The 19,547-nt window shown below is 66.5% G+C and carries 19 protein-coding genes and 1 tRNA gene; 12 read left to right on the top strand and 8 right to left on the bottom strand.

Translation table 11 applies throughout. The features are described 5' to 3' along the window. Positions 1–11: 11 nt before the first annotated feature. Both RQI43_RS13955 and RQI43_RS13950 read left to right on the top strand, forming a co-directional pair. Positions 12–899 (top strand): cation diffusion facilitator family transporter, encoded by an 888-nt coding sequence (locus RQI43_RS13955; protein ID WP_056426488.1) that lies wholly within the window; start codon positions 12–14, stop codon positions 897–899. 143 nt (positions 900–1,042) lie between these two features. Continuing rightward, a complete protein-coding gene (locus RQI43_RS13950; RefSeq protein WP_311275523.1) occupies positions 1,043–2,845 on the top strand; it encodes a calcium-binding protein in 1,803 nt (600 codons plus the stop codon). Positions 2,846–3,146: 301 nt separating this feature from the next. On the opposite strand, the gene RQI43_RS13945 is transcribed toward RQI43_RS13950, so the two are convergent. Beyond that, positions 3,147–3,476, bottom strand: coding sequence for a GNAT family N-acetyltransferase (locus tag RQI43_RS13945; RefSeq protein ID WP_311275522.1), 330 nt, complete (start codon positions 3,474–3,476; stop codon positions 3,147–3,149). A 130-nt stretch (positions 3,477–3,606) separates the two neighbouring features. Beyond that, complete coding sequence (locus RQI43_RS13940; RefSeq protein WP_311275521.1) at positions 3,607–4,272, bottom strand: DUF2268 domain-containing putative Zn-dependent protease; 666 nt, start codon at positions 4,270–4,272, stop codon at positions 3,607–3,609. Between the two features lie 287 nt (positions 4,273–4,559). On the opposite strand from RQI43_RS13940, the gene RQI43_RS13935 reads away from it, so the two are divergent. Together RQI43_RS13935 and RQI43_RS13930 are read left to right on the top strand one after the other, a co-directional pair. Beyond that, entirely contained in the window at positions 4,560–5,462 is a 903-nt protein-coding gene (locus tag RQI43_RS13935) for an alpha/beta hydrolase (protein WP_311275520.1), read from the top strand. 13 nt (positions 5,463–5,475) lie between these two features. Continuing rightward, positions 5,476–6,210: a helix-turn-helix transcriptional regulator gene (locus tag RQI43_RS13930; protein WP_311275519.1), complete on the top strand. Its 735-nt coding sequence runs from the start codon at positions 5,476–5,478 to the stop codon at positions 6,208–6,210. A 274-nt stretch (positions 6,211–6,484) separates the two neighbouring features. Here the strand turns inward: RQI43_RS13930 and RQI43_RS13925 are convergent, their stop codons facing one another. Next, entirely contained in the window at positions 6,485–7,645 is a 1,161-nt protein-coding gene (locus RQI43_RS13925; RefSeq protein WP_311275518.1) for a PepSY-associated TM helix domain-containing protein, read from the bottom strand. A 378-nt stretch (positions 7,646–8,023) separates the two neighbouring features. Beyond that, positions 8,024–8,677, bottom strand: a complete 654-nt coding sequence (lipB, locus tag RQI43_RS13920; protein WP_311275586.1) for a lipoyl(octanoyl) transferase LipB — start codon at positions 8,675–8,677, stop codon at positions 8,024–8,026. Between the two features lie 137 nt (positions 8,678–8,814). Between lipB and RQI43_RS13915 the strand changes: the two genes are divergently transcribed. Together RQI43_RS13915 and RQI43_RS13910 are read left to right on the top strand one after the other, a co-directional pair. Further along, positions 8,815–9,120: a FliM/FliN family flagellar motor switch protein gene (locus tag RQI43_RS13915; protein ID WP_056426499.1), complete on the top strand. Its 306-nt coding sequence runs from the start codon at positions 8,815–8,817 to the stop codon at positions 9,118–9,120. A gap of 115 nt (positions 9,121–9,235) precedes the next feature. Beyond that, positions 9,236–9,320: transfer RNA gene (locus RQI43_RS13910), tRNA-Leu, on the top strand. Between the two features lie 216 nt (positions 9,321–9,536). Here RQI43_RS13910 and RQI43_RS13905 read toward each other — a convergent pair. The 3 genes from RQI43_RS13905 to RQI43_RS13895 form a co-directional block, all read right to left on the bottom strand. Then, complete coding sequence (locus RQI43_RS13905; RefSeq protein WP_056429406.1) at positions 9,537–10,154, bottom strand: PRC-barrel domain-containing protein; 618 nt, start codon at positions 10,152–10,154, stop codon at positions 9,537–9,539. A 117-nt stretch (positions 10,155–10,271) separates the two neighbouring features. Next, on the bottom strand, positions 10,272–10,475 hold the full coding sequence (locus RQI43_RS13900; RefSeq protein ID WP_056429404.1) for a hypothetical protein: 204 nt from the start codon (positions 10,473–10,475) through the stop codon (positions 10,272–10,274). Positions 10,476–10,552: 77 nt separating this feature from the next. Then, the gene (locus tag RQI43_RS13895) at positions 10,553–11,179 is read right to left on the bottom strand and encodes an acyl-homoserine-lactone synthase (protein WP_056454281.1); all 627 of its coding nucleotides are present in this window, start codon (positions 11,177–11,179) and stop codon (positions 10,553–10,555) included. 323 nt (positions 11,180–11,502) lie between these two features. Here RQI43_RS13895 and RQI43_RS13890 point away from each other — a divergent pair, with 323 nt between their 5' ends. From RQI43_RS13890 to RQI43_RS13865, 6 genes are all read left to right on the top strand, one after another. Continuing rightward, complete coding sequence (locus RQI43_RS13890) at positions 11,503–12,420, top strand: branched-chain amino acid ABC transporter permease (protein ID WP_056429449.1); 918 nt, start codon at positions 11,503–11,505, stop codon at positions 12,418–12,420. A 1-nt stretch (position 12,421) separates the two neighbouring features. After that, on the top strand, positions 12,422–13,774 hold the full coding sequence (gene livM, locus RQI43_RS13885) for a high-affinity branched-chain amino acid ABC transporter permease LivM (protein ID WP_405030622.1): 1,353 nt from the start codon (positions 12,422–12,424) through the stop codon (positions 13,772–13,774). Beyond that, a complete protein-coding gene (locus RQI43_RS13880) occupies positions 13,771–14,691 on the top strand; it encodes an ABC transporter ATP-binding protein (protein WP_405030621.1) in 921 nt (306 codons plus the stop codon). Before livM ends, RQI43_RS13880 begins: the two co-directional genes overlap by 4 nt. Next, entirely contained in the window at positions 14,688–15,458 is a 771-nt protein-coding gene (locus tag RQI43_RS13875; protein WP_056429401.1) for an ABC transporter ATP-binding protein, read from the top strand. Before RQI43_RS13880 ends, RQI43_RS13875 begins: the two co-directional genes overlap by 4 nt. A 190-nt stretch (positions 15,459–15,648) precedes the next feature. After that, complete coding sequence (locus RQI43_RS13870) at positions 15,649–16,005, top strand: DUF6867 family protein (protein WP_056429399.1); 357 nt, start codon at positions 15,649–15,651, stop codon at positions 16,003–16,005. Between the two features lie 70 nt (positions 16,006–16,075). Beyond that, positions 16,076–17,203, top strand: coding sequence for a branched-chain amino acid ABC transporter substrate-binding protein (locus RQI43_RS13865; RefSeq protein WP_405030620.1), 1,128 nt, complete (start codon positions 16,076–16,078; stop codon positions 17,201–17,203). A gap of 58 nt (positions 17,204–17,261) precedes the next feature. Here the strand turns inward: RQI43_RS13865 and thrS are convergent, their stop codons facing one another. Beyond that, the gene (thrS, locus tag RQI43_RS13860; RefSeq protein WP_056429398.1) at positions 17,262–19,289 is read right to left on the bottom strand and encodes a threonine--tRNA ligase; all 2,028 of its coding nucleotides are present in this window, start codon (positions 19,287–19,289) and stop codon (positions 17,262–17,264) included. Positions 19,290–19,547 lie beyond the last annotated feature (258 nt).

Here is a 19,547-nt window from a genome sequence, read left to right as displayed (position 1 = left end):
TCTCACCGGAAATGGACCGCACACAGAAAGCCGCCCTCGCGAGCGCCGGAATCGGCCTTCTCGTGATGGCGATCAAATTCACCGCCTACTGGCTCACCGGCAGTCTCGCGCTCTATTCGGACGCGCTGGAGAGCATCATCAACGTGGCGGCGGCGGCCTTCGCCTTCATCGCCTTGCGCGTGGCCGCCGCGCCCGCCGACGAGGACCATCAGTTCGGGCACCACAAGGCCGAGTATTTCTCGGCGGTGATCGAGGGGGCCCTCATCATCGTGGCCGCCATCCTCATCCTGCGTGAATCCTATTACGGCCTCCTCGACCCGAAACCCCTCGATGCGCCGATGCTGGGCCTTGCCGTCAGCGCGGTGGGGACGGCGATCAATGCCGCCTGGTCCATGGCGCTCCTGAGTCGCGGCAAGGTCTGGCGCTCGCCCGCCCTGGTGGCCGATGCCCGCCATGTGATGGCGGATGTCTTCACATCCGGTGGCGTTCTGGTCGGCGTCGCCCTGGTGGCCCTCACCGGAACCCTGATCCTCGATCCGCTCATCGCCGGCCTCGTCGCCCTCAATATCCTGTGGTCGGGCTGGACCATGGTACGCGATTCCGTGAGCGGCCTTCTCGACAAGGCGGCTCCGGCCGAGATGGTGACCCAGATCCGTGCCCTGATTTCGGAGCATGGCGAGGGGGCGCTGGAGGCGCATGACGTGCGCACACGGCATGCCGGGCAGGCGACCTTCATCGATTTCCACCTCGTGGTGCCCGGCGAGATGACCGTGAAGGACTCGCACGACATCTGCGACCGGCTCGAGAGTGCCATCGAAGGCGCCATCGCGGGGGCCGTCGTCGTCATCCATGTGGAGCCGGCCGAGCATGCCAAGGGCCGCGGCGTGCCGGTGGTGTAGGGGCGAGCCTCCCCCGGAATGCGCGAGAATCCACCGCCACGCGCACCGTCGTTCGAGCGTCATCCGACCCCCCTAATGTCCGCCACGGCCGGTGATTTGACGTCCGCTCGTCCGCGGACGCGTCCGGCCGAGGATGAGACCGCATGACCGCCTATTCCGTCGCGAACGGCACGACGCAGACCGCTCGCTTCACCCTGGCGGGCGCCGACACGCTGCAGGTGGACGGAACCCTGTCTGTCTCCGCCAATGCTCAGTCCGTGCGCTTCCAGGTCGCCCCGGACGGCGCCGAGATCCACAATGACGGACTGATCGAGAACACCGCCGGGGGCCGCGCGATCCGCTTCGAGAGCGAAATCGGCGCGACCCTGACCGCGACGATCGACAATGGCGGCACCATCCGCGCCGGGGACGATGCCGTGCAGATCCAGGACGGCACCGTCGCCGCCGGCACGCTCACCATCACCACGGATAGCGGCTCGACCATCGTCTCCTCCGAAGGCCAGGCCCTCGACCTCGCCTCGACCACGGGCGGGTTCCTCGCCGAGATCGACAATGCCGGCTCGCTGCTGTCCCTGGTCTCGGACGGCGTGCGGATCGGCGCGACGCTGGATCTCGTCAATAGCGGCACCATCCGGGGCGGTTCCGCCACCGGCTACGTTCAGGGTGCCGACGGTATCCAGTTCGAGGACGGGGCGAGCGGGACGATCCGCAACGATGCCGGCGGCGCCATCCTCGGCGACCGCCACGGCGTCAATATGGGCGAGGGCAGCGTCGCCACGGTGACGAACGAGGCCGGCGCCCGCATCCTCTGCGGCAACGGCTCCGGCATCGGCTCGGACGGCACCGCGACCGTGATCAATCACGGAATCATCACGGGCACCTTCGCGGATGCGGCCGGCTCCGATGTCAACGGCGCGACGCCCGGTTCCGAAGACGGCGGCGGCCCGGACGGCATCAATGACGGCGACGGCGACGGGATCGACGTCGATTTCCGTGCAACAATCGAGAATCACGGCACCATCCGCGGCCTCGGCGCCGGCGGCACGGGGTCCGACGGGCTGCCCAACACCGCCGAAGGCATCGCGGCGGGCGGCGGCGACATCGTCAATCTCGCCGGCGCGCGGATCTACGGCGCCGGCCTCGGAATCCTGATCGACGACTCGTCGCAGGGGGATGCGCCGTTCCTCACGAGCATCGACAATGCGGGGCTCATCCACGGCGGGTCGGGCATTGCCATCAAGATCGTCAGTGCCCTCGACGACGTGGTGGTCAATGCCGGCCGCATCATCGGCTCGGGCGGCACCGCGATCCAGTTCGGCTCCGGCGACAACACGCTGGCCATCGAGACGGGCTCGGCCATCCGTGGCCTCAGCCTCGGCGGCGACGGCACCGACACGCTCGATTACTCGGATTTCGGCGCATCGGCGCGCGCGCTGTTCGAAACCGGCCGGGCCACGGGCACGGGGGGCGTCTCCGGCTTCGAGATCGTCAAGGGCTCGGCCTTCGCCGATTCCATGCGGGGCGATGCCGAGGCGAACCAGTTCCTCGGCGGCGCGGGTGAAGACCGGCTGTTCGGCGGCGCCGGGGACGACATCCTGACAGGCGGCGCGGGAACGGATGTCCTGCGCGGCGACGCCGGTGCCGACACCTTCGTGTTCGATACGCTTCCCGCCGGCAAGAAGGACCGGATCGTCGATTTCAGCCACGGCGAAGACAGGCTCGCCCTCGATGCCAGCGTCTTCACGGCGCTGACCCCCGGCTCCCTATCGGACGAGGCCTTCGCCGTCGGCGCCGCGACCACGGAAGACCACCGCATCCTCTACGACGCGGCCAAGGGCCATCTCTTCTACGACGCGGACGGCTCCGGCACCGACCACGATGCGGTGCTGCTCGCGACCCTTCTCGGCAAGCCCGAACTGACCGCCTCCGACCTGCTAGTGGTCTGATCCGGGCAATTTTCGGCGCGGGGGCCGAGATGCCCCCCGCCGGGACATGGTATGGCCGCGGACCCACCTGCCCTTCCCGGCGACGGGATGCGTTGGTCTTCGCTCTCGCCAAAATTTGACGTTTGGTGCCTGATAGAACCGTCGCAATGCGGGGCGGACGTTCTGCCTTAGGCTTTGACGCGTTTCTGCATCTCCACATTCTCAACAGGGCTCCCGCACTCCATGCCGGGATAGCTGCGCACCTCTCTCCAACCATGACGTGCGTAGAAGGCGCGTGCTCGGGAATTGAACGCACGCACCTCTAGGCGCACGACGTGATGAATGCGTGCGGCTTGCCGCTCGGCGGCGTCGAGTAGCTTCGAGCCAACCCTTCGTTCCAAAAGGCAGGATCGACGTGCAAGTCGGCGATCTGATCGTCCTCGACCTGCATCATCCCGATCAGCACGTCGTCCCGGATAGCGACGATGAAGCTTCGCCACTGGTTCTCGGCGTGAAGCCGCGCAGGGTCGAACGAAGCGAAGGTTTGAACCGCCTCGAACGGAAGTTCAGGCGCCCAGGTGACAAGCCAGGAGCGCCGCAGCAGGCGCACGAGAGCGGGCACATCACTCTCTTCGGCCGGACGAAGGATCATCCGCTCAGACGCCACTTGCGCTCCATGGGATGGCCCCGGTGCTGCAGAGCCTCACCCGACCATGACACCCATTCAAGCTGGCAGCCAGAATGCCCAGAAGGGGGGAAAGCGAACCATGCTGCTCGTCGGCTCAAAGGTTTGACAGCGTTCGTCCGCGTGCGGCCTTGATGACTTCTTGGGCGGGGATGTTGACCCAGGTTTCACCACCGGTGTCCGCCCCTGCTTCCAGCCAGTCGCCCACGATCCGGTAGCCGAGGGTGTAGCCGAGCCATCGCGGGCACCGTCCCTCGAAGCCGAAGAACCACGCGCGGTGGTCGTGACCGTCGCCGGCGAGCGTCGCATTGTCCGGCAGGTGGGCCGCGAGCACCTCATCGGTCACGGCGCATTCCCACGGCGCGGGTGGCGAGCCGAACAGGCGGCTCACAAACTGGCCTGCCAAGCCCTCACTAACCAGGGCCTCGCCCAGGGTCCAGCCGTAGCCGGGACCGGCCATACGCATGCAGTGGTGGGCCTCGTGCGCCACGGTCTGGCGCAGGTCCCCATTTCGCAGCGAGTGCGCGAAGTTCGGGCTGTCGGGGTCGATGGTGAGGGAGAACAGACCAGGGCGCATGGCTTGTTCCGTCGTGCCGGTCTCCGGAATCACCGCGCCGGGCAGGCGCTGAACGAGGATGTCGAGCGGCGGCACCGGTAGCACGCCCGCTACGGCCTTTCGAGCGATCTCGACCTCATCAGCGATGGTGCTACGCCAGGGCCCCAGATCGCCGGATGCCTCAAGCCAATGGAGTCGCCACGTCATCCGATACTCCGCGTGCTTCACATCCCCACCCTGCCGTGGGGGGCGAGATGGGGCAACTTCGCCTACGGATAGCTTCCGGACTCTGGCCTTTCGGCCAGAAGCAGACGTTTCGCCTCCGACCTGACGGAGACGTTCAGGATACTGTTTGTCGAGCCTGATAGCGGACGTCCGCCGCTACGATAGGTCCAGCATGATGTTGGCCGATACAGCGTCCTTTCTGGCCGATCAGGCGACGCCGGCCATCCGACGAAGCGGATAGATGATCCTTTCTCAAATGGGGATCCCAGATGCGTCGCGATGTCGAGTTTCGTTCCGAAGGCCGTAACTTGCGCGGCTGGCTCTACGAACCAGAAGGCGAGGCGCAGAGCCATCCCTGCATTGTCATGGCGCACGGCCTGTCAGGGGTGAAGGAGCAATACCTCGACCACTACGCGGAGGTTTTCGCTGCCGCTGGTCTCGGCGCGCTGGTGTACGATCACGCCAACTTCGGTTCCAGCGACGGGCTGCCCCGGCAGGAAGCCGATCCCGTCCTGCAGCGACGCGGATATCGCGATGCGATCAGCTTTGCCGAGACCCAGGCTTGGGTCGATCCCGCCCGCATCGGCCTATGGGGGACAAGTTACAGCGGAGGCCATGTGCTGGAGGTTGCTGCCCTCGATCGGCGCGTCCGCTGTGTCGTCAGTCAAGTGCCGACGATAAGCGGCTACTGCTCAGCACTTCGACGCACGCGTGCTGATCTCGTGCCGGCGTTGCTCTCCCGGCTCGACGCAGATCGTGCCACGCGTTTCAGGGGTGAGGAGCCTGCGACCTTCCCGGCCGTCTCGAACGATCCGCATGAAGGGTGTGCGATGGCCGGCAGCGACGCCTATGTCTTCTTCACCGAGACCCGAGATTTTGCGCCAACTTGGCGTAACACACTCACCCTCCGCAGCGCTGAACTGGCGCGCGAGAACGAACCCGCCATCCATATCGCCCGTATCAGCCCCACCCCACTCTTGATGATCGTAGCCGACCACGACCTGTTGACGGCCACGGAACTCTGCCTGGAAGCTTACCAGCGGGCGCTCCCACCCAAGCATCTGATGTTGCTCGCCGGAGGCCATTTCGATCCCTATGTCAAGCTCTTCGAGCAAACCAGTACTGCCGCTCGTGACTGGTTCCGTACTCATCTCGTCGGTGGCCACGCGTGACGAGCCGGCAGCGATGTCCCTCCACGCCATCGCGCGTGACTATGTGGATGGCTCGGTCGTCGGCGAGCATTGCCATGTCGGCGGGCAGCTTATCCATGCCACGGCCGGCGTCATGCAGATCCGGGCGGCTCAGCGCCTGTGGCTCGTCCCGCCTCGGCGAGCCCTCTGGATCCCGCCGCGCCTGACGCATGCACTCCGAGCACGGGGAGACGTGTCGCTCCGGACGCTCTACATCGAAACGGCTTGCGCCCAGCGGCTCTTGGGCGATGTGCCTCGCGGCTTCGTGGTCCCAACGCTGGTACGGGAGTTGATCCTGCGCATGCTCGATCCATGCGCCGCAAGCGATGGAGAGCGTATTGGCCGCCTCACCGCCGTGCTGGTCGATGAACTCGCCGATCTCGACCCGGAAGGTGTCGCCCTCTCGATGCCCTCAGACCCCCGCCTAGCGCGCGTTTGTGCCGGCATACTGGCCCGGCCTGGAGAAGAGCACCGGATCGACGAGTTGGCGCGTCGCGCCGGCGCATCAGTTCGGACTCTGAGACGCCTCGCTCTTCATGAACTCGGCTGCCCCCTCTCGACGTGGCGTCAGCAAGCCCGGATTCTCTCGGCCGTGCCGATGCTGATTGCTGGAGAGTCCGTGACCGGGACTGCCCAAGCCCTGGGCTATGAAACCACCGGTGCTTTTGCAGCCATGTTTCGACGATTCGTAGGGATGTCGCCGCGCGAGTACTCTACGTCTTGCGGATGATATGCCCATTGTTTGAGTGCGGAAGTCGTCATCAAGTCTATTTTTTCTCCTATCTGACTGATTGCGGACTGGCCGAGATCCCTCAACCCAGTCGTAGTCATCGTCCGCCCAGCTGCCGCGAAGCGGACCTTCCCGATGCCTGCCAAGGGTCGTGAACAGACGGAATGAGCCGTCAGATGTGGACCGCCGGAGGAGATCGTTACTCGGAAGCCGGCCTGGATCGTCGGGTGCCGGGCAGATCGCTGCCTGAGGGGCATCATGGGCGGACGCCCGATCAGGCGCGGATCGTCCCCGCGCCGGCAGGGGCTGCCGCCATCAGCCTGCGGCGGCGGGCGCCGCGGCGGAGGACGTAGAGGGTGAGGCCGGTCGCCGCGAAGAGCGGCATCGCCAGGGAGGCGGCGAAGAACAGGAAGGCGACGAACCCGCCGAAGAAGCGGCCGCGATGCACTTCGAGCATGTTCTCGGCCATCTGCCGGCCGAGGGGCTTGTCGGCAAAGCGGGTCTGCGAGAGGCGGGCGCCGGTGGCGGGGTCGAAGGTCGCCTCGTCGCGGGCTTTCGGCAGGTCCGACGCGCTGGCGAGGAATCGGATGCGGATCGCCGCCTGTTCCGGCCCCGGCAGCGCGATGAGGGCCATGTGCGCGCCGGCGCCCTCCCCGGCGCTGAACGTCGCCCAGGCGGTATCGAGGGCCGAGCCCGTGGTCTGAGGCGGCGCGCCGGGGCCGCGTGCCGCCCGAGGGGCGCGGGTCTCACCGGTGAGGAGCCAGGTCGCGGCGTTCCTGTAGCTGTCGAAGGACCACCACAGCCCGGTCAGGGCGATGGCGGCGTAGAAGGGCACGAGCCAGGTCCCCGCGATGGTGTGGAGCGACCACCAGCGCGGTCGTCCGGGCCGTTTGAGGGAGGGTTTCAGCCAGATCTTCCACGTATGGAGTTTGGGCCAGCGCAGGTAGAGCCCGGTGGCCAGGAAGACCAGGAGGGCGATGGCGCAGATGCCGGTGATGCTGCGGCCCCAGCCCTTGCCGTCGCCCGGAAGCAGCAGCCAGCGATGCAGCTTGCGGATGGTGACGAACGTGTCCTCGAGGCGCATCTCCCCGAGGGTCCGGCCGTCGACGGGGTCGAGATAGAGGGTCGGCGGCCGCGCGCCCATGGCCGGGTCGTTGGCGAACCGGATGCGCGGGCTCCGCTCGGGATCGCCCCAGAGGGCCAGGGAGCTCACTACCCTCCCCGGCTGCTGCGCCTCGACCCGCGCCTTGAGGGCGGCGGGCGAGAGGCGGGGCGCATCGCTCGCGGTGACGAAGGCGCGGTCGGCATTCGCCCATTCCGTCAGCGCCTCTTCATAGCTCAGCAGCGCGCCCGTCACGCCCACGAGGGCCAGGACGAGCCCCGCCGTGAGGCCGAGCAGCCAATGCAGGCGGAACAGAACGGTGCGGGTCGTCATATGCGCTCGCCTACCAGAATAACCCTGCGGTCCCGATTGCACGGACCGGATCTTCCGCCGCGACGCCCAGATATGTGCCGACTATGCGCGCCCTCGGGGAAGTGCAGTGCTGCGTGAGACAGACCATCTCTCTGTCGAACGACGATAAGTGCCGAACTACGAACGCGAAGCCGGGTGTGTCAATTGTTCAATGGCGGATGGATGAATCTCATCGAATAGATTGGAATGACTATAAATCGCCATTGAGGAATAATGTTTACTTATTCAGATTTGTGCCTTCGAGATAGACATAGAATATTGATATATAATTCAAATTTATAGGTCTACTCTTTCGTGCCGAAGCGATGACGCGTCGCCATATCCGTCCGGCGCCAGCCCTCATTCGTCCTGTGTCTCCCCGAAAATGTCCTCGAACGCCGCGCGCAGCGCCATGTCCAGTTCGGGCAGGGTGACGATCTGGCCGAGATCGACGAGGCTGGTCACCCCGTGTCCGGAGATGCCGCAAGGCACGATGCCGGAGAAATGCGACAGGTCGGGTTCCACGTTCAGGCTGATGCCGTGGAAACTCACCCAGCGGCGCACCCGGATGCCGATCGCCGCGATCTTGTCCTCCACCCCCTCCCCCTTGTCGGGGCGGCGCACCCAGACGCCGACGCGGTCCTCGCGCCGTTCGCCACGCACGTTGAAGGCGGCGAGCGTGGCGATGATCCAGGCCTCCAGGGCGGAGACGTAGGCGCGCAGGTCCGGCCTGCGCCGGTTGAGATCGAGCATCACATAGGCCACCCGCTGGCCGGGCCCGTGATAGGTGTACTGGCCCCCCCGCCCGGTGGCGTGGACCGGGAACCGATCCGGCTCGACGAGGTCCCCGGTCTTCGCCGAGGTTCCGGCGGTGTAGAGCGGTGGGTGTTCGAGCAGCCAGACCATCTCCGGCGCCTCCCCGCCGGCGATCCGCCCCGCATGCGCTTCCATTGCGGCCACCGCCTCTTCGTAGGGGACGGGAGTGTCGCTGATCCGCCACAGGACCGGCCGCATGCCGGAGCGCGGCCGAAAATCGACCGTCGAGACGGAGAGACGGTCTTTGCCGGCGGGTTCGTTTACCAAGGCTTCACCATATCTCAGGAACACTCCGGCATGGCAGGCCCGGTGCGGGCCGACGGAGTTCGTGGCGCGTGGCAGTTCTCGAAGACCTCAAGGTCGATCTCTCGGTGGTGCTCGGGCGCAGCCACATGCCGCTCCATATGCTGCTGCGCATGGGCCGCGGCGCCGTGATCGAACTCGAATCCACGGAAACCGATATGGTCGAGATTCTCGCCAACGACCACCCGATCGCGCGCGGTCAGATCGTCGTGACCGGAAACCGGATTTCGGTGGAGATCACCGAGCTCATCCGCAAGGCGGACGTGGTCCGCATTCCGGGCGTCACCATCGGCGATGGGGCGGTTCAGATCCTTGATGGACCGGTCGATCTCATCTGAGACGCATGACGGCGCTTGTCGTGGCAGATTCGATCTGTTATCCGCTGCGCCGCGCCACACGAAACGCCTCGCACCGCCCTCCGGCGGAGAGCGCGGCGGAACGGGTGGCACCGATGCGGCCATGGCGGAATTGGTAGACGCGCTAGCTTGAGGTGCTAGTCCTGCAAGGGGTGGAGGTTCGAGTCCTCTTGGCCGCACCAACTCAATCGAGTTGTTGTACCCCGAAGCGTCTGATCCCGGAGACGGCCACGAGGCCGGATGGGATCGTCGAGCGATCATCAAGAAGAGTGTTGTCGGGTTCGGATCTCGGGTTCAGGCCGGAGGTCTGGAATGCGCATCCGGCCGCAAGCTCCGCAGCCCAGGTTCGATGCGGGCGGATCGCGGCCGCTCCCGAACCACGCGCCCGGCACGCCTCCTCACTCCGCCTTCTGCGTCGGGTAGGTGAAGACCGGCGCGGCTTGCAATTCCGCTTTCGTCTGGCGGATCTCCGCCTCGATCGGCTCGCCGACATGGACGCTCGCCCGGCCCTTCGTGGCTTCGGTCGTGGTGGCGGCGCCCGCGGGGCCGGTGGCCTGGTCGGTATCGCCGGTATTCTCCGCCTTGAGGACGGCATCGCCGGATTTCGCGCCCGGCATGGTCTCGGGTGTCACTTTGGCGGCTCGAGCCTCGGAGGGGGCGTCCTTCGGCTTGACGATGGACGGGTCCGGAAGCTCTCCGGCCTTGGCGTTGGTGTTCCACGCCATCTGGTCGAAGGCCACCGCGACCCGCTTGCCGCCCACACCGAGGAAGCCGCCGACATCGATCACCACCGCCTGGATGCGACCGTTCCCGTCCACCAGCACGTCCTCGATGGTGCCGACCTTGACATGATCCTGGCCCACGACGCGCAGGCCGATGACCTTGGACGCCTTGAAGCTCCCCAGCGGGGCCTGGGTGAGGAAGGCGGATTGTCCCGTCTGGCCGTCCTGTGCGAGCGCCGGAACCGCCGAGGCGGCGACGATGAGGAGCGCGAGGGTACGGACGAATGCCGGCATGTCGGTTCTTCCAGACGATCGGGAGCGATCTGCTGAACCCTCAACACATGCGGCCGGGTCCTGGTTCACCCCGGCCCGCGCCGTCCGGTCGGCGCGGAGGTCCCGTGGTCGACGGGTTCAGTGGCCGAGCACCGATTGCTGCCCGGTCTGGGTCTCGGCCTCGGTCGCCTTCGCCATGGCGACGCCGATCTCGAAGAGCAGGAGATCGACCAATTGGCGCATCACCAGCGTGCCCGACGTTTCGATGATCTCCCGTGCCGCGATGCAATGTCCTGCCAGCGTCTGGAGGTGATCCTCCCGGTTCACTGCCGATGAGTACATGGGGAGCGCCCTTTTGTTCTGTTGTCGAAGACCCTCGTCTTCGAGGTGTCGTCTGCTGTCTGCCGAGTGGCCGCCGCTCAGGCGGCGAGATAGGCGTAGGACGAGGGTGCGAGCACGGAATCCGGGTTGCCGCTGACGCTGCGCAGGCGCGCGAGGGTGCGCTCGTCGAATTCTGCCGTCGCCGCGATGATGTCCTCGCCGCTGATCGTGTGGGGCAGCCCGAGCGGGCGGGCGCGGAAGTGCAGCTGCACCACGTGCAGCAGATAGAGCGTCGGCATCTGCAGCACGAGGCGGTTCACGCCGTGGTGCATGCCCCATTCGACGATGCCCGTGAGCAGGGCGAGGGAGACCGGGTTGACCACCTTGCCGCGGGCCCTGTGCGAGCGCGCCACGGCCTGCCGCGTCCATTCCCAGGTCCGGGTGCCGCACGGACGTTCGCCCTCGCAGAGCTGTGGCATGATTTCGGACAGAAGGTGCGGCCGCGTCGTCGGCAGAAGCCGGCTATAGCCGATCACCCTGCCATCCTCGATCGCCAGGAAATGGATGGCATGGGGCGTATCGAACTGATCGATCTCGCGGCCATCCGGCCTGGCGAGGTCCGACCAGCCTTTCTCGGTCACGAAAATCTCGTGGCGCAGGCGCCAGGCCTGCTCCATCTCGTCGCGGTAATCGCCCTCGTTGGCGGGGGTGATGATGTGGATCATGCCAGCAACTCCGTCCTCGGCGCATGTCTGGCAGTGCCCGGAAAGGTTGCGTACTACGGGAAACCGTAGGGTCGACGATGGCTCGTCTGGGATGGCCGCGTTGGCGGAGAGCGTTCTTCTTCCCGCATCGAGCATCCGACCTCCGAGAGCGGCGTCATGACGCTGACTGACAATCCCTTCGGACGAGAACGATTCTTGGATTGACCCCGGGGCGTTCTTGCGGACACTCCCCACGCCCGCGCCGATCTCCACGAAGGATGGCGGCGGGCGGCCATCTGGCATGCCATTCGCGCTTCTGGCATGCCATTCGCGAAAGCCCATCAATGGAATTCTTCGCCCAGCAATTCATCAACGGCCTGACCCTCGGGTCAATCTACGGCCTGATCGCCATCGGCTACACGATGGTGTTCGGCATCATCGGCATGGTGAATTTCGCGCATGGCGACGTCTTCATGGTCTCGGCCTTCATCGCGCTCATCGCGTTTCTCATCCTCACTACCTGGCTCGGCCTCTCGTCCGTGGCCCTGGTCTTCCTCATTGTCCTCGTCATCGCCATGGCGCTGACTTCCCTGTGGGGATGGGCGATCGAGCGGATGGCCTACCGGCCCTTGCGCGGGTCGTTTCGCCTCGCGCCGCTGATCTCGGCGATCGGCGTGTCGATCTTCCTGTCGAACTTCGTCCAGGTGGTGCAGGGCGCCCGCAACAAGCCGGTGCCGCCCCTCGTGCGCGACGTGGTCGTGCTCTACCAGAACGAGCAATACACCGTGACCCTGTCCTACAAGCAGGCGATCATCATGATCACCACGGCCGTGCTGCTCGCGGGGTTCTGGTACCTCGTGCAGAAGACGCCGTTCGGCCGGGCGCAGCGCGCCGTGGAGCAGGACCGGCGCATGGCGGCGCTGCTCGGCATCAATGTCGACCGCACCATCTCTCTGACCTTCGTGCTCGGCGCGGCCTTGGCCGCCGTCGCGGGCACGCTCTACCTGCTCTATTACGGCGTGGTCTCGTTCTCGGACGGGTTCGTACCCGGCGTGAAGGCCTTCACCGCCGCCGTGCTCGGCGGCATCGGTTCGCTTCCCGGCGCGGTCATCGGCGGGATCATCATCGGCCTGATCGAGACCTTCTGGTCGGCCTATTTCACCATCGAGTACAAGGATGTGGCCGCGTTCCTCATCCTCATCGTCGTGCTCATCTTCAAGCCTTCGGGCATCCTCGGCCGGCCCGAAGTGGAGAAGGTCTGACGTGGCAACCGGTTCGACCACCCCCATCGCCGCGACCGCCCGCGCCGAGGCGTCTCCCCTGCCCGGCCTGATCAAGGATGCGGGGCTGTTCGCCCTGGTGACGCTGGGCCTGTGTGTGCCCATCGTCAGCTACCGCACCGATCTCGGCCAAGGCATCGGCCTCGTCATCACCACCCGCTGGGGCACCGTGCTCGCCCTCTGCGCCGCCATCTTCGTGCTACGCCTCGTGCAGCAACTCTACCTCACCGGGCGGGCGCGGCGGCGGGCCGCCCGTGCGCCGGTGGTGGAAGGGGCGAGCCGCCTCGCCGCGATCCTCGCGCCCATCACCCTCGTGATCGCCCTCACCTTGCCGCTCCTCGCCACCCTCCTCACAGGGTCCCTCGGCGAGGGCCGCTACTGGATCGATCTCGGCATCCTGATCCTGACCTATGTCATGCTCGGATGGGGGCTCAACATCGTGGTCGGCCTCGCGGGCCTCCTCGACCTCGGCTACGTCGCCTTCTACGCGGTGGGGGCCTATTCCTACGCCCTGCTTTCCACCGTGTTCGGCCTGTCCTTCTGGATCTGCCTGCCCCTGGCCGGCCTGTTCGCCGCCGCCTTCGGTGTACTGCTGGGCTTTCCCGTCCTCAGGCTCCGGGGCGATTACCTCGCGATCGTGACCCTGGCCTTCGGCGAGATCATCCGCCTCGTCCTCATCAACTGGACCGACTTCTCGGGGGGCGCGGCCGGCATTTCCTCGATCCCGCGCGTCAGCTTTTTCGGCCTGCCCTTCACGGCGGGAGAGAACGGCTTCGCCGCCACGTTCGGGCTCAGCTTCAACGCCATGCACAGGCTGGTCTTCCTGTATTACCTGATCCTGGTCCTGGCGCTCGTCACCAACCTCGTGACCTTGCGCATGCGGCGCCTGCCCCTCGGGCGGGCCTGGGAGGCGCTGCGCGAGGACGAGATCGCCTGCCGCTCGCTCGGCATCGACACCACCATCACCAAGCTCACCGCCTTCGCCCTCGGGGCGATGTTCGCGGGCTTCGCCGGATCGTTCTTCGCCGTGCGGCAGGCCTTCGTCTCGCCGGAGAGCTTCAACTTCCTGGAGAGCGCCATCATCCTGGCCATCGTCGTGCTCGGCGGTATGGGCAGCCAGATCGGCGTCGCCATCGCCGCCATCGTCATGATCGGCGGCCCCGAACTCCTGCGCAATCTCGGCTTCCTCAAGGCCGTGTTCGGCGAGGGGTTCGACCCCAACGAGTACCGCCTGCTTCTGTTCGGCCTCGCCATGGTGGCGATGATGGTGTTCCGCCCGCGCGGCCTCATCTCCGAGCGAACGCCCTCCGTCACCATCGCGGAGCGCGGCCGATGACCCTCGCCACAGGCATCAACCGGCTCGCGACGTTGCAGGACGAGCCCCCCGCCGCCATTCCCGGCGGCCCCGCCGATCCGGTGCTGATCGTCGACCACCTGACCATGCGGTTCGGCGGCCTCACCGCCGTCAACGACCTCTCGTTCAAGGTCGGGCGCGGCGACATCACGGCCCTGATCGGCCCCAACGGCGCGGGCAAGACCACGGTCTTCAACTGCATCACGGGCTTCTACAAGCCGAGCGAGGGCATGATCCGCCTGGTGCAGAAGGGCGGCGAGACCTACCTTCTCGAGCGCCTGCCCGGGCATGACGTGAACCGGCTCGCCCGCGTCGCCCGCACCTTCCAGAACATCCGCCTGTTCCCGCGCATGACCGTGCTGGAGAACCTGCTGGTGGCCATGCACAAGCCGCTGATGCGCGCCTCGGGCTTCTCGATCCTCGGTATTCTCGGCCTGCCGGCCTATCGCAGCGCCGAGAAGGCGGGAATCGAGAAAGCCGCCGCCTGGCTCGACCGGATCGGCCTGACGGCGCGGGCCGACGATGCCGCCGGCGACCTGCCCTACGGCGATCAGCGCCGGCTCGAAATCGCCAGGGCCATGTGCACCGATCCGGTGCTGCTCTGCCTCGACGAGCCCGCCGCCGGCCTCAACCCGCGCGAATCCTCGGAGCTCAACACCCTGCTGCGACTGATCCGGGACGAGTACGACACCTCCGTCCTCCTCATCGAACACGACATGTCGGTGGTGATGCAGATCTCCGACCGGATCGTCGTGCTCGATTACGGCATCAAGATCGCCGACGGCACGCCCGACGACATCCGCACCGATACCCGCGTCATCGCCGCCTATCTGGGCGTCGACGACGAGGAAGTGGCGGCGGTGGAGGCCGAGGTCGGCCTGACGGGAACGCAAGCATGAGTGTCGCCGGCATCAACGTCCTGGTGGAGGAGACCCGCGCGCTTCAGGCGCCGCTCCTCGATGTGCGTGGCGTCTCTGCCTATTACGGCAGCATCCAGGCCCTGAAAGGCGTCGATCTGCACGTCAAAGAGGGCGAGATCGTCGCCCTGATCGGCGCCAACGGGGCCGGCAAGTCGACCCTGATGATGACGATCTTCGGCCAGCCGCAGGCACGGACCGGCAGCATCACCTATGCGGGCCGCGACATCACCCGCATGGCGACCCACGAGATCGCGCGCCTCAACATCGCCCAGTCGCCGGAAGGGCGGCGCATCTTCTCTCGCATGAGCGTGCGCGAGAACCTGCAGATGGGCGCGGCCCTGCATGGCGGGCGCTACTTCGCCGAGGATCTCGAGCGCATGTGCGTCCTGTTCCCGCGCCTGAAGGAGCGGCTCGACCAGCGTGGCGGCACCATGTCCGGCGGCGAACAGCAGATGCTCGCCATCGCCCGCGCCCTGATGAGCCGCCCGCGCCTGCTCATGCTCGACGAGCCGTCGCTCGGCCTCGCCCCGCTCATCGTCAAGCAGATCTTCTCGGCCGTGCGCGACCTCAACGAGCGCGAGGGTCTCACCGTCTTCATCGTCGAGCAGAACGCCTATCACGCGCTCAAGCTGGCCCATCGCGGCTACGTCATGGTGACGGGCGCGGTGACGATGAGCGGCACGGGCCGCGAGCTTCTCGACAACCCGCAGGTGAAGGCCGCCTATCTCGAAGGGGGCCAGCATTGAGCGGGTTGGCAATGACGCCCTCACCCTCTCTCCCCTGCGGGAGAGGGTGCCTGCGGAGCAGGCGGGAGAGGGGGCGCCCTCTCCGGAGCCGGCGCTCCCCTCTCCCGACCCGCTTCGCGGGCCACCCTCCCCCGCTGAGGGGGGAGGGAAAGCGCGTCACGCTTCGGATGGCATCGCCAGGCAAGACATCATGACCGAGACCCTGTCCCTCGACACGCCCAATCTCGGCATCTTCCTCCTCGTCACGCTGGCGATGGGCGGGGGCGCGGCCTGGATGGCGGGCAGCAGCTTCGCCCGGGGATGGCGTCCGTTCTGGCAGTGCGTGCTGGCGGGGCTCGCCATCGCGGCGGTCTCGCGCTTCCTGCATTATGCCCTGTTCTCGGGCACGCTGCTCTCGCCGGCCGGCTACGCCCTCGACGCGGTGGTGATCCTCGCCATCGGCGCGCTCGGCTACCGGGTCACCCGCACCCGGCAGATGACCACCCAGTATCGCTGGCTCTACGAGCGCACCGGCCCGCTGACCTGGCGGGACCGGCAAGGGGCGTGAATCCGCACCATCTTCATGCAACCATGCGCCATGCGGAGACGGTTCGATCCGCCGCGCTGATCGAGGGGAAATGACCATGAAAAAACTGATGGCGATGAGCGTGGCGCTGGGCGCGCTGATGCTGGCGGGCACCGCGCAGGCCGAGATCAAGATCGGCGTCATCGCGCCGATCACGGGGCCGAGCGCCGCGTTCGGCGCGCAGATCCGGAACGGCGCGGTTCAGGCGGTCGAGGACATCAACAAGGCCGGCGGCGTCAACGGCGAGAAACTCGTCGTCTCGGTCGGTGACGACGCCTCCGACCCGAAGCAGGGCGTGTCGGTCGCCAACAAGTTCGCCGGCGAGGGCGTGAAGATGGTGGTCGGCGACTTCAATTCCAGCGTCTCGATTCCTGTCTCCGAAGCGCTGATCGAGGCCGGCATCATTCAGATCACCCCCGCCTCCACGGCGATCAAGTTCACCGAACGCGGCAACTGGAACACGTTTCGCACCTGTGGCCGTGACGACCAGCAGGGCGCGGTCGCGGCGGCGTATCTCGCCGACAAGTTCAAGGGCAAGAAGATCGCCTTCATCCACGACAAGAGCACCTACGGTAAGGGACTGGCCGAAGAGACGTTGAAAGCACTGAAGGCCAAGGGAGGGTCCGCTGCGATCTCCGAGAGCCTCACGCCCGGCGAGAAGGATTTTTCCGCCCTCGTCTCGAAGCTCAAACAGGCCAATGTCGATGTGATCTACTTCGGCGGCTACTACACCGAGGCCGGGCTGCTGATCCGCCAGATGCGCGACCAGGGCCTCCAGGCTCCCCTCATGGGCGGAGATGCCCTCGCCGACCGTGAGTTCGCGCAGGTCGGCGGCCCCGGCTCCGAAGGCACCTTCATGACCTTCTCGCCCGACGCCCGCAAGAACCCCAAGGCCAAGGCCACCATCGATTCCTTCAAGGCGATCAAGTTCGAGCCGGAAGGCTACACGCTCTATTCCTACGCCGCCGTTCAGATCCTGAAACAGGCGATGGAGGCGACGAAATCGACGGATGGGCAGAAGCTCGCCGCACATCTGCACCAGGGCAAGCCGTTCGACACCGTGATCGGCGACATCTCCTACGACAAGAAGGGCGACATCACCCGGCCCGACTACGTCATGTACATGTGGAAGAAGGGCGCCGACGGCTCCATCAACTACGCCGGCAACGAGGTCCCGTAGAACAACGCCTATCCCTCTCCCCGCCGGGCGGGGAGAGGGAATGCTTACCGAGACCGGATCACGGCGTCGGGCTTTCCCCGTGCTGGCCGTCGAGCGCGACTTCGGCGCTCGGCACGCTTTCGTCCACGGCCTGCGCCCGGCGGATATCCGGTGAGGTCGCTTCCGCGAGGAGGTCGGCGAGAGCCGTGTCGAGGGCGGCGGTGCGGGTCTGCTGGCTGCCCAGCCGGCGGATCGAGACGGTGCGCTCCTCGCCTTCCTTGCGGCCGACCACGAGCATGACCGGCACCTTGGCCAGCGAATGCTCGCGGACCTTGTAGTTGATCTTCTCGTTGCGCAGGTCCGACTCGACCCGGAGCCCGGCGCGGTTCAGCGCCGCCACGACCTCGCGGGCGTAACCGTCCGCCTCCTGGGTGATCGTCGCCACCACCACCTGAACCGGCGCGAGCCAGAGTGGGAAATGGCCGGCGAAATGCTCGATCAGGATGCCGGTGAAACGCTCCAGCGAGCCGCAGATCGCCCGGTGCACCATGACCGGTGCCTTCTTCTGGCTGTCGCCATCGACGTAGAACGCCCCGAAGCGCTCCGGCAGGTTGAAATCCACCTGGGTCGTGCCGCATTGCCAGTCGCGGCCGATGGCGTCGCGGAGCACGTATTCGAATTTCGGCCCGTAGAAGGCGCCCTCGCCCGGGTTGATCTCGGTCTTGATCCGGCCGCCCGACTGCTCCTCGATCTGCGCCAGGACGCGGGTCATCACCTCCTCGGCATGGTCCCAGAGGGCATCCGAACCGACCCGCTTCTCGGGCCGGGTCGAGAGCTTCACCACGATGTCGCCGAAGCCGAAATCGCTATAGGTCGAGAGGATCAGGTCGTTGATCTTGAGGCATTCGTCGGCGAGCTGGTCCTCGGTGCAGAAGACGTGGGCGTCGTCCTGGGTGAAGCCGCGCACGCGCATCAGCCCGTGCATGGCGCCCGACGCCTCGTAGCGGTGGACGATGCCGAACTCGGCCATGCGCAGGGGCAGGTCGCGGTAGGATTTCAGGCCGTGCTTGAAAATCATCACATGGCCGGGGCAGTTCATGGGTTTCAGCGCAAACCAGCGCTTGTCCTCGGCCTCGTCGCCGGCGCTTTGCGCGGCGAACATGTTCTCGCGGTACCAGTCCCAGTGGCCCGAGGTCTCCCAGAGCGACTTGTCGAGGATCTGCGGCGCGTTCACCTCGGCGTAATCGCCCTTCAGGCGGCGACGCATATAGGCGATGAGCTCCTGGAAGATGGTCCAGCCCTTGGCGTGCCAGAACACGACGCCCGGCCCCTCCTCCTGGAAGTGGAACAAGTCCATCTCGCGGCCGAGGCGGCGATGGTCGCGGCGCTCGGCCTCCTCCAGCCGGTGGAGATAGGCGTCGAGGTCTTCCTTCGTGGCCCAGGCGGTGCCGTAGATGCGGGTCAGCATCGGGTTGTTGGAATCGCCGCGCCAATAGGCGCCCGCCACCTTCATCAGCTTGAAGGCGGTGCCGACCTTGCCCGTCGAGGTCATGTGCGGGCCCCGGCACAGATCGAACCACTCGCCCTGGCGGTAGATGTTCAGATCCTCACCGGGCGGGATCGCGTCGACGAGCTCGACCTTGTATTGTTCGGCTTTCGACTCGAACAGCGCCCGCACGTCGTCGCGCTTCCACACTTCCTTGGTGAAGGGGGCGTCGCGGGCGATGAGCTCGCGCATCTTCGCCTCGATCTTGGGGAAGTCCTCGGGGGTGAACGGCTGGTCGCGGGCGAAGTCGTAGTAGAACCCGTTCTCGATCACCGGGCCGATGGTGACCTGCGTCTCCGGCCACAGGGATTGCACGGCCTCCGCCAGGACGTGGGCGCAATCGTGCCGGATCAGTTCGAGGCTGCGCGGGTCGGCGCGGTCGAGGAATTCGATGCGCACATCCGCATCGATCAGGTCGTCGAGGTCGCGGACCCGCCCGTCGAGCGCCATGGCGACGGTGCGCTTGGCGAGGCTCTTGGCGATGCCCTCCACGACGGTACGGCCGGTCACCGCGGCGTCGTAGCTGCGGGTATTGCCGTCGGGGAATGTCAGAATGGGCATCGCGAACGAGTCTCCGGGGGCTCACTCCTGCGAACGAGGCAGGTAAGCGGATCTGGGTTTGAGGTGGCGCGCGGCGTCAGCGCGTGCGGCGCGGTTTAGACCGTTTCGCAGGAGGAAGAAATCCGCGCAGGGCATCGGCCGGCCTTTTACGGGCTCTCGCGGACGTGAACGAACTTCCGAGACGATCCGGATCGGTTGATACGAGCTACGATTGACAAGCTTCCGGCCCGATCCGCCCATGCACGCACCAGGGAGCCG

This window comes from Methylobacterium sp. WCS2018Hpa-22, assembly GCF_031843785.1.
GTDB lineage: Bacteria > Pseudomonadota > Alphaproteobacteria > Rhizobiales > Beijerinckiaceae > Methylobacterium.
Note: the sequence above shows the minus strand (reverse complement) of the source record. Positions and strands in the feature narration are given on the sequence as shown.

Bases quoted from the DNA above. Each gene is read 5' to 3' on its own strand.
- RQI43_RS13865 (WP_405030620.1), top strand. From the start codon at position 16,076: ATGACCATGAAAAAACTGATGGCGATGAGCGTGGCGCTGGGCGCGCTG.
- RQI43_RS13955 (WP_056426488.1), top strand. From the start codon at position 12: ATGGACCGCACACAGAAAGCCGCCCTCGCGAGCGCCGGAATCGGCCTT.
- RQI43_RS13930 (WP_311275519.1), top strand. From the start codon at position 5,476: ATGTCCCTCCACGCCATCGCGCGTGACTATGTGGATGGCTCGGTCGTC.
- thrS (WP_056429398.1), bottom strand. From the start codon at position 19,289: ATGCCCATTCTGACATTCCCCGACGGCAATACCCGCAGCTACGACGCC.
- RQI43_RS13905 (WP_056429406.1), bottom strand. From the start codon at position 10,154: ATGCCGGCATTCGTCCGTACCCTCGCGCTCCTCATCGTCGCCGCCTCG.
- RQI43_RS13935 (WP_311275520.1), top strand. From the start codon at position 4,560: ATGCGTCGCGATGTCGAGTTTCGTTCCGAAGGCCGTAACTTGCGCGGC.
- RQI43_RS13895 (WP_056454281.1), bottom strand. From the start codon at position 11,179: ATGATCCACATCATCACCCCCGCCAACGAGGGCGATTACCGCGACGAG.
- RQI43_RS13950 (WP_311275523.1), top strand. From the start codon at position 1,043: ATGACCGCCTATTCCGTCGCGAACGGCACGACGCAGACCGCTCGCTTC.
- RQI43_RS13900 (WP_056429404.1), bottom strand. From the start codon at position 10,475: ATGTACTCATCGGCAGTGAACCGGGAGGATCACCTCCAGACGCTGGCA.
- RQI43_RS13945 (WP_311275522.1), bottom strand. From the start codon at position 3,476: ATGATCCTTCGTCCGGCCGAAGAGAGTGATGTGCCCGCTCTCGTGCGC.
- RQI43_RS13875 (WP_056429401.1), top strand. From the start codon at position 14,688: ATGAGTGTCGCCGGCATCAACGTCCTGGTGGAGGAGACCCGCGCGCTT.
- RQI43_RS13940 (WP_311275521.1), bottom strand. From the start codon at position 4,272: ATGACGTGGCGACTCCATTGGCTTGAGGCATCCGGCGATCTGGGGCCC.
- RQI43_RS13890 (WP_056429449.1), top strand. From the start codon at position 11,503: ATGGAATTCTTCGCCCAGCAATTCATCAACGGCCTGACCCTCGGGTCA.
- RQI43_RS13925 (WP_311275518.1), bottom strand. From the start codon at position 7,645: ATGACGACCCGCACCGTTCTGTTCCGCCTGCATTGGCTGCTCGGCCTC.
- RQI43_RS13870 (WP_056429399.1), top strand. From the start codon at position 15,649: ATGACCGAGACCCTGTCCCTCGACACGCCCAATCTCGGCATCTTCCTC.
- lipB (WP_311275586.1), bottom strand. From the start codon at position 8,677: ATGCGGCCGGTCCTGTGGCGGATCAGCGACACTCCCGTCCCCTACGAA.
- RQI43_RS13880 (WP_405030621.1), top strand. From the start codon at position 13,771: ATGACCCTCGCCACAGGCATCAACCGGCTCGCGACGTTGCAGGACGAG.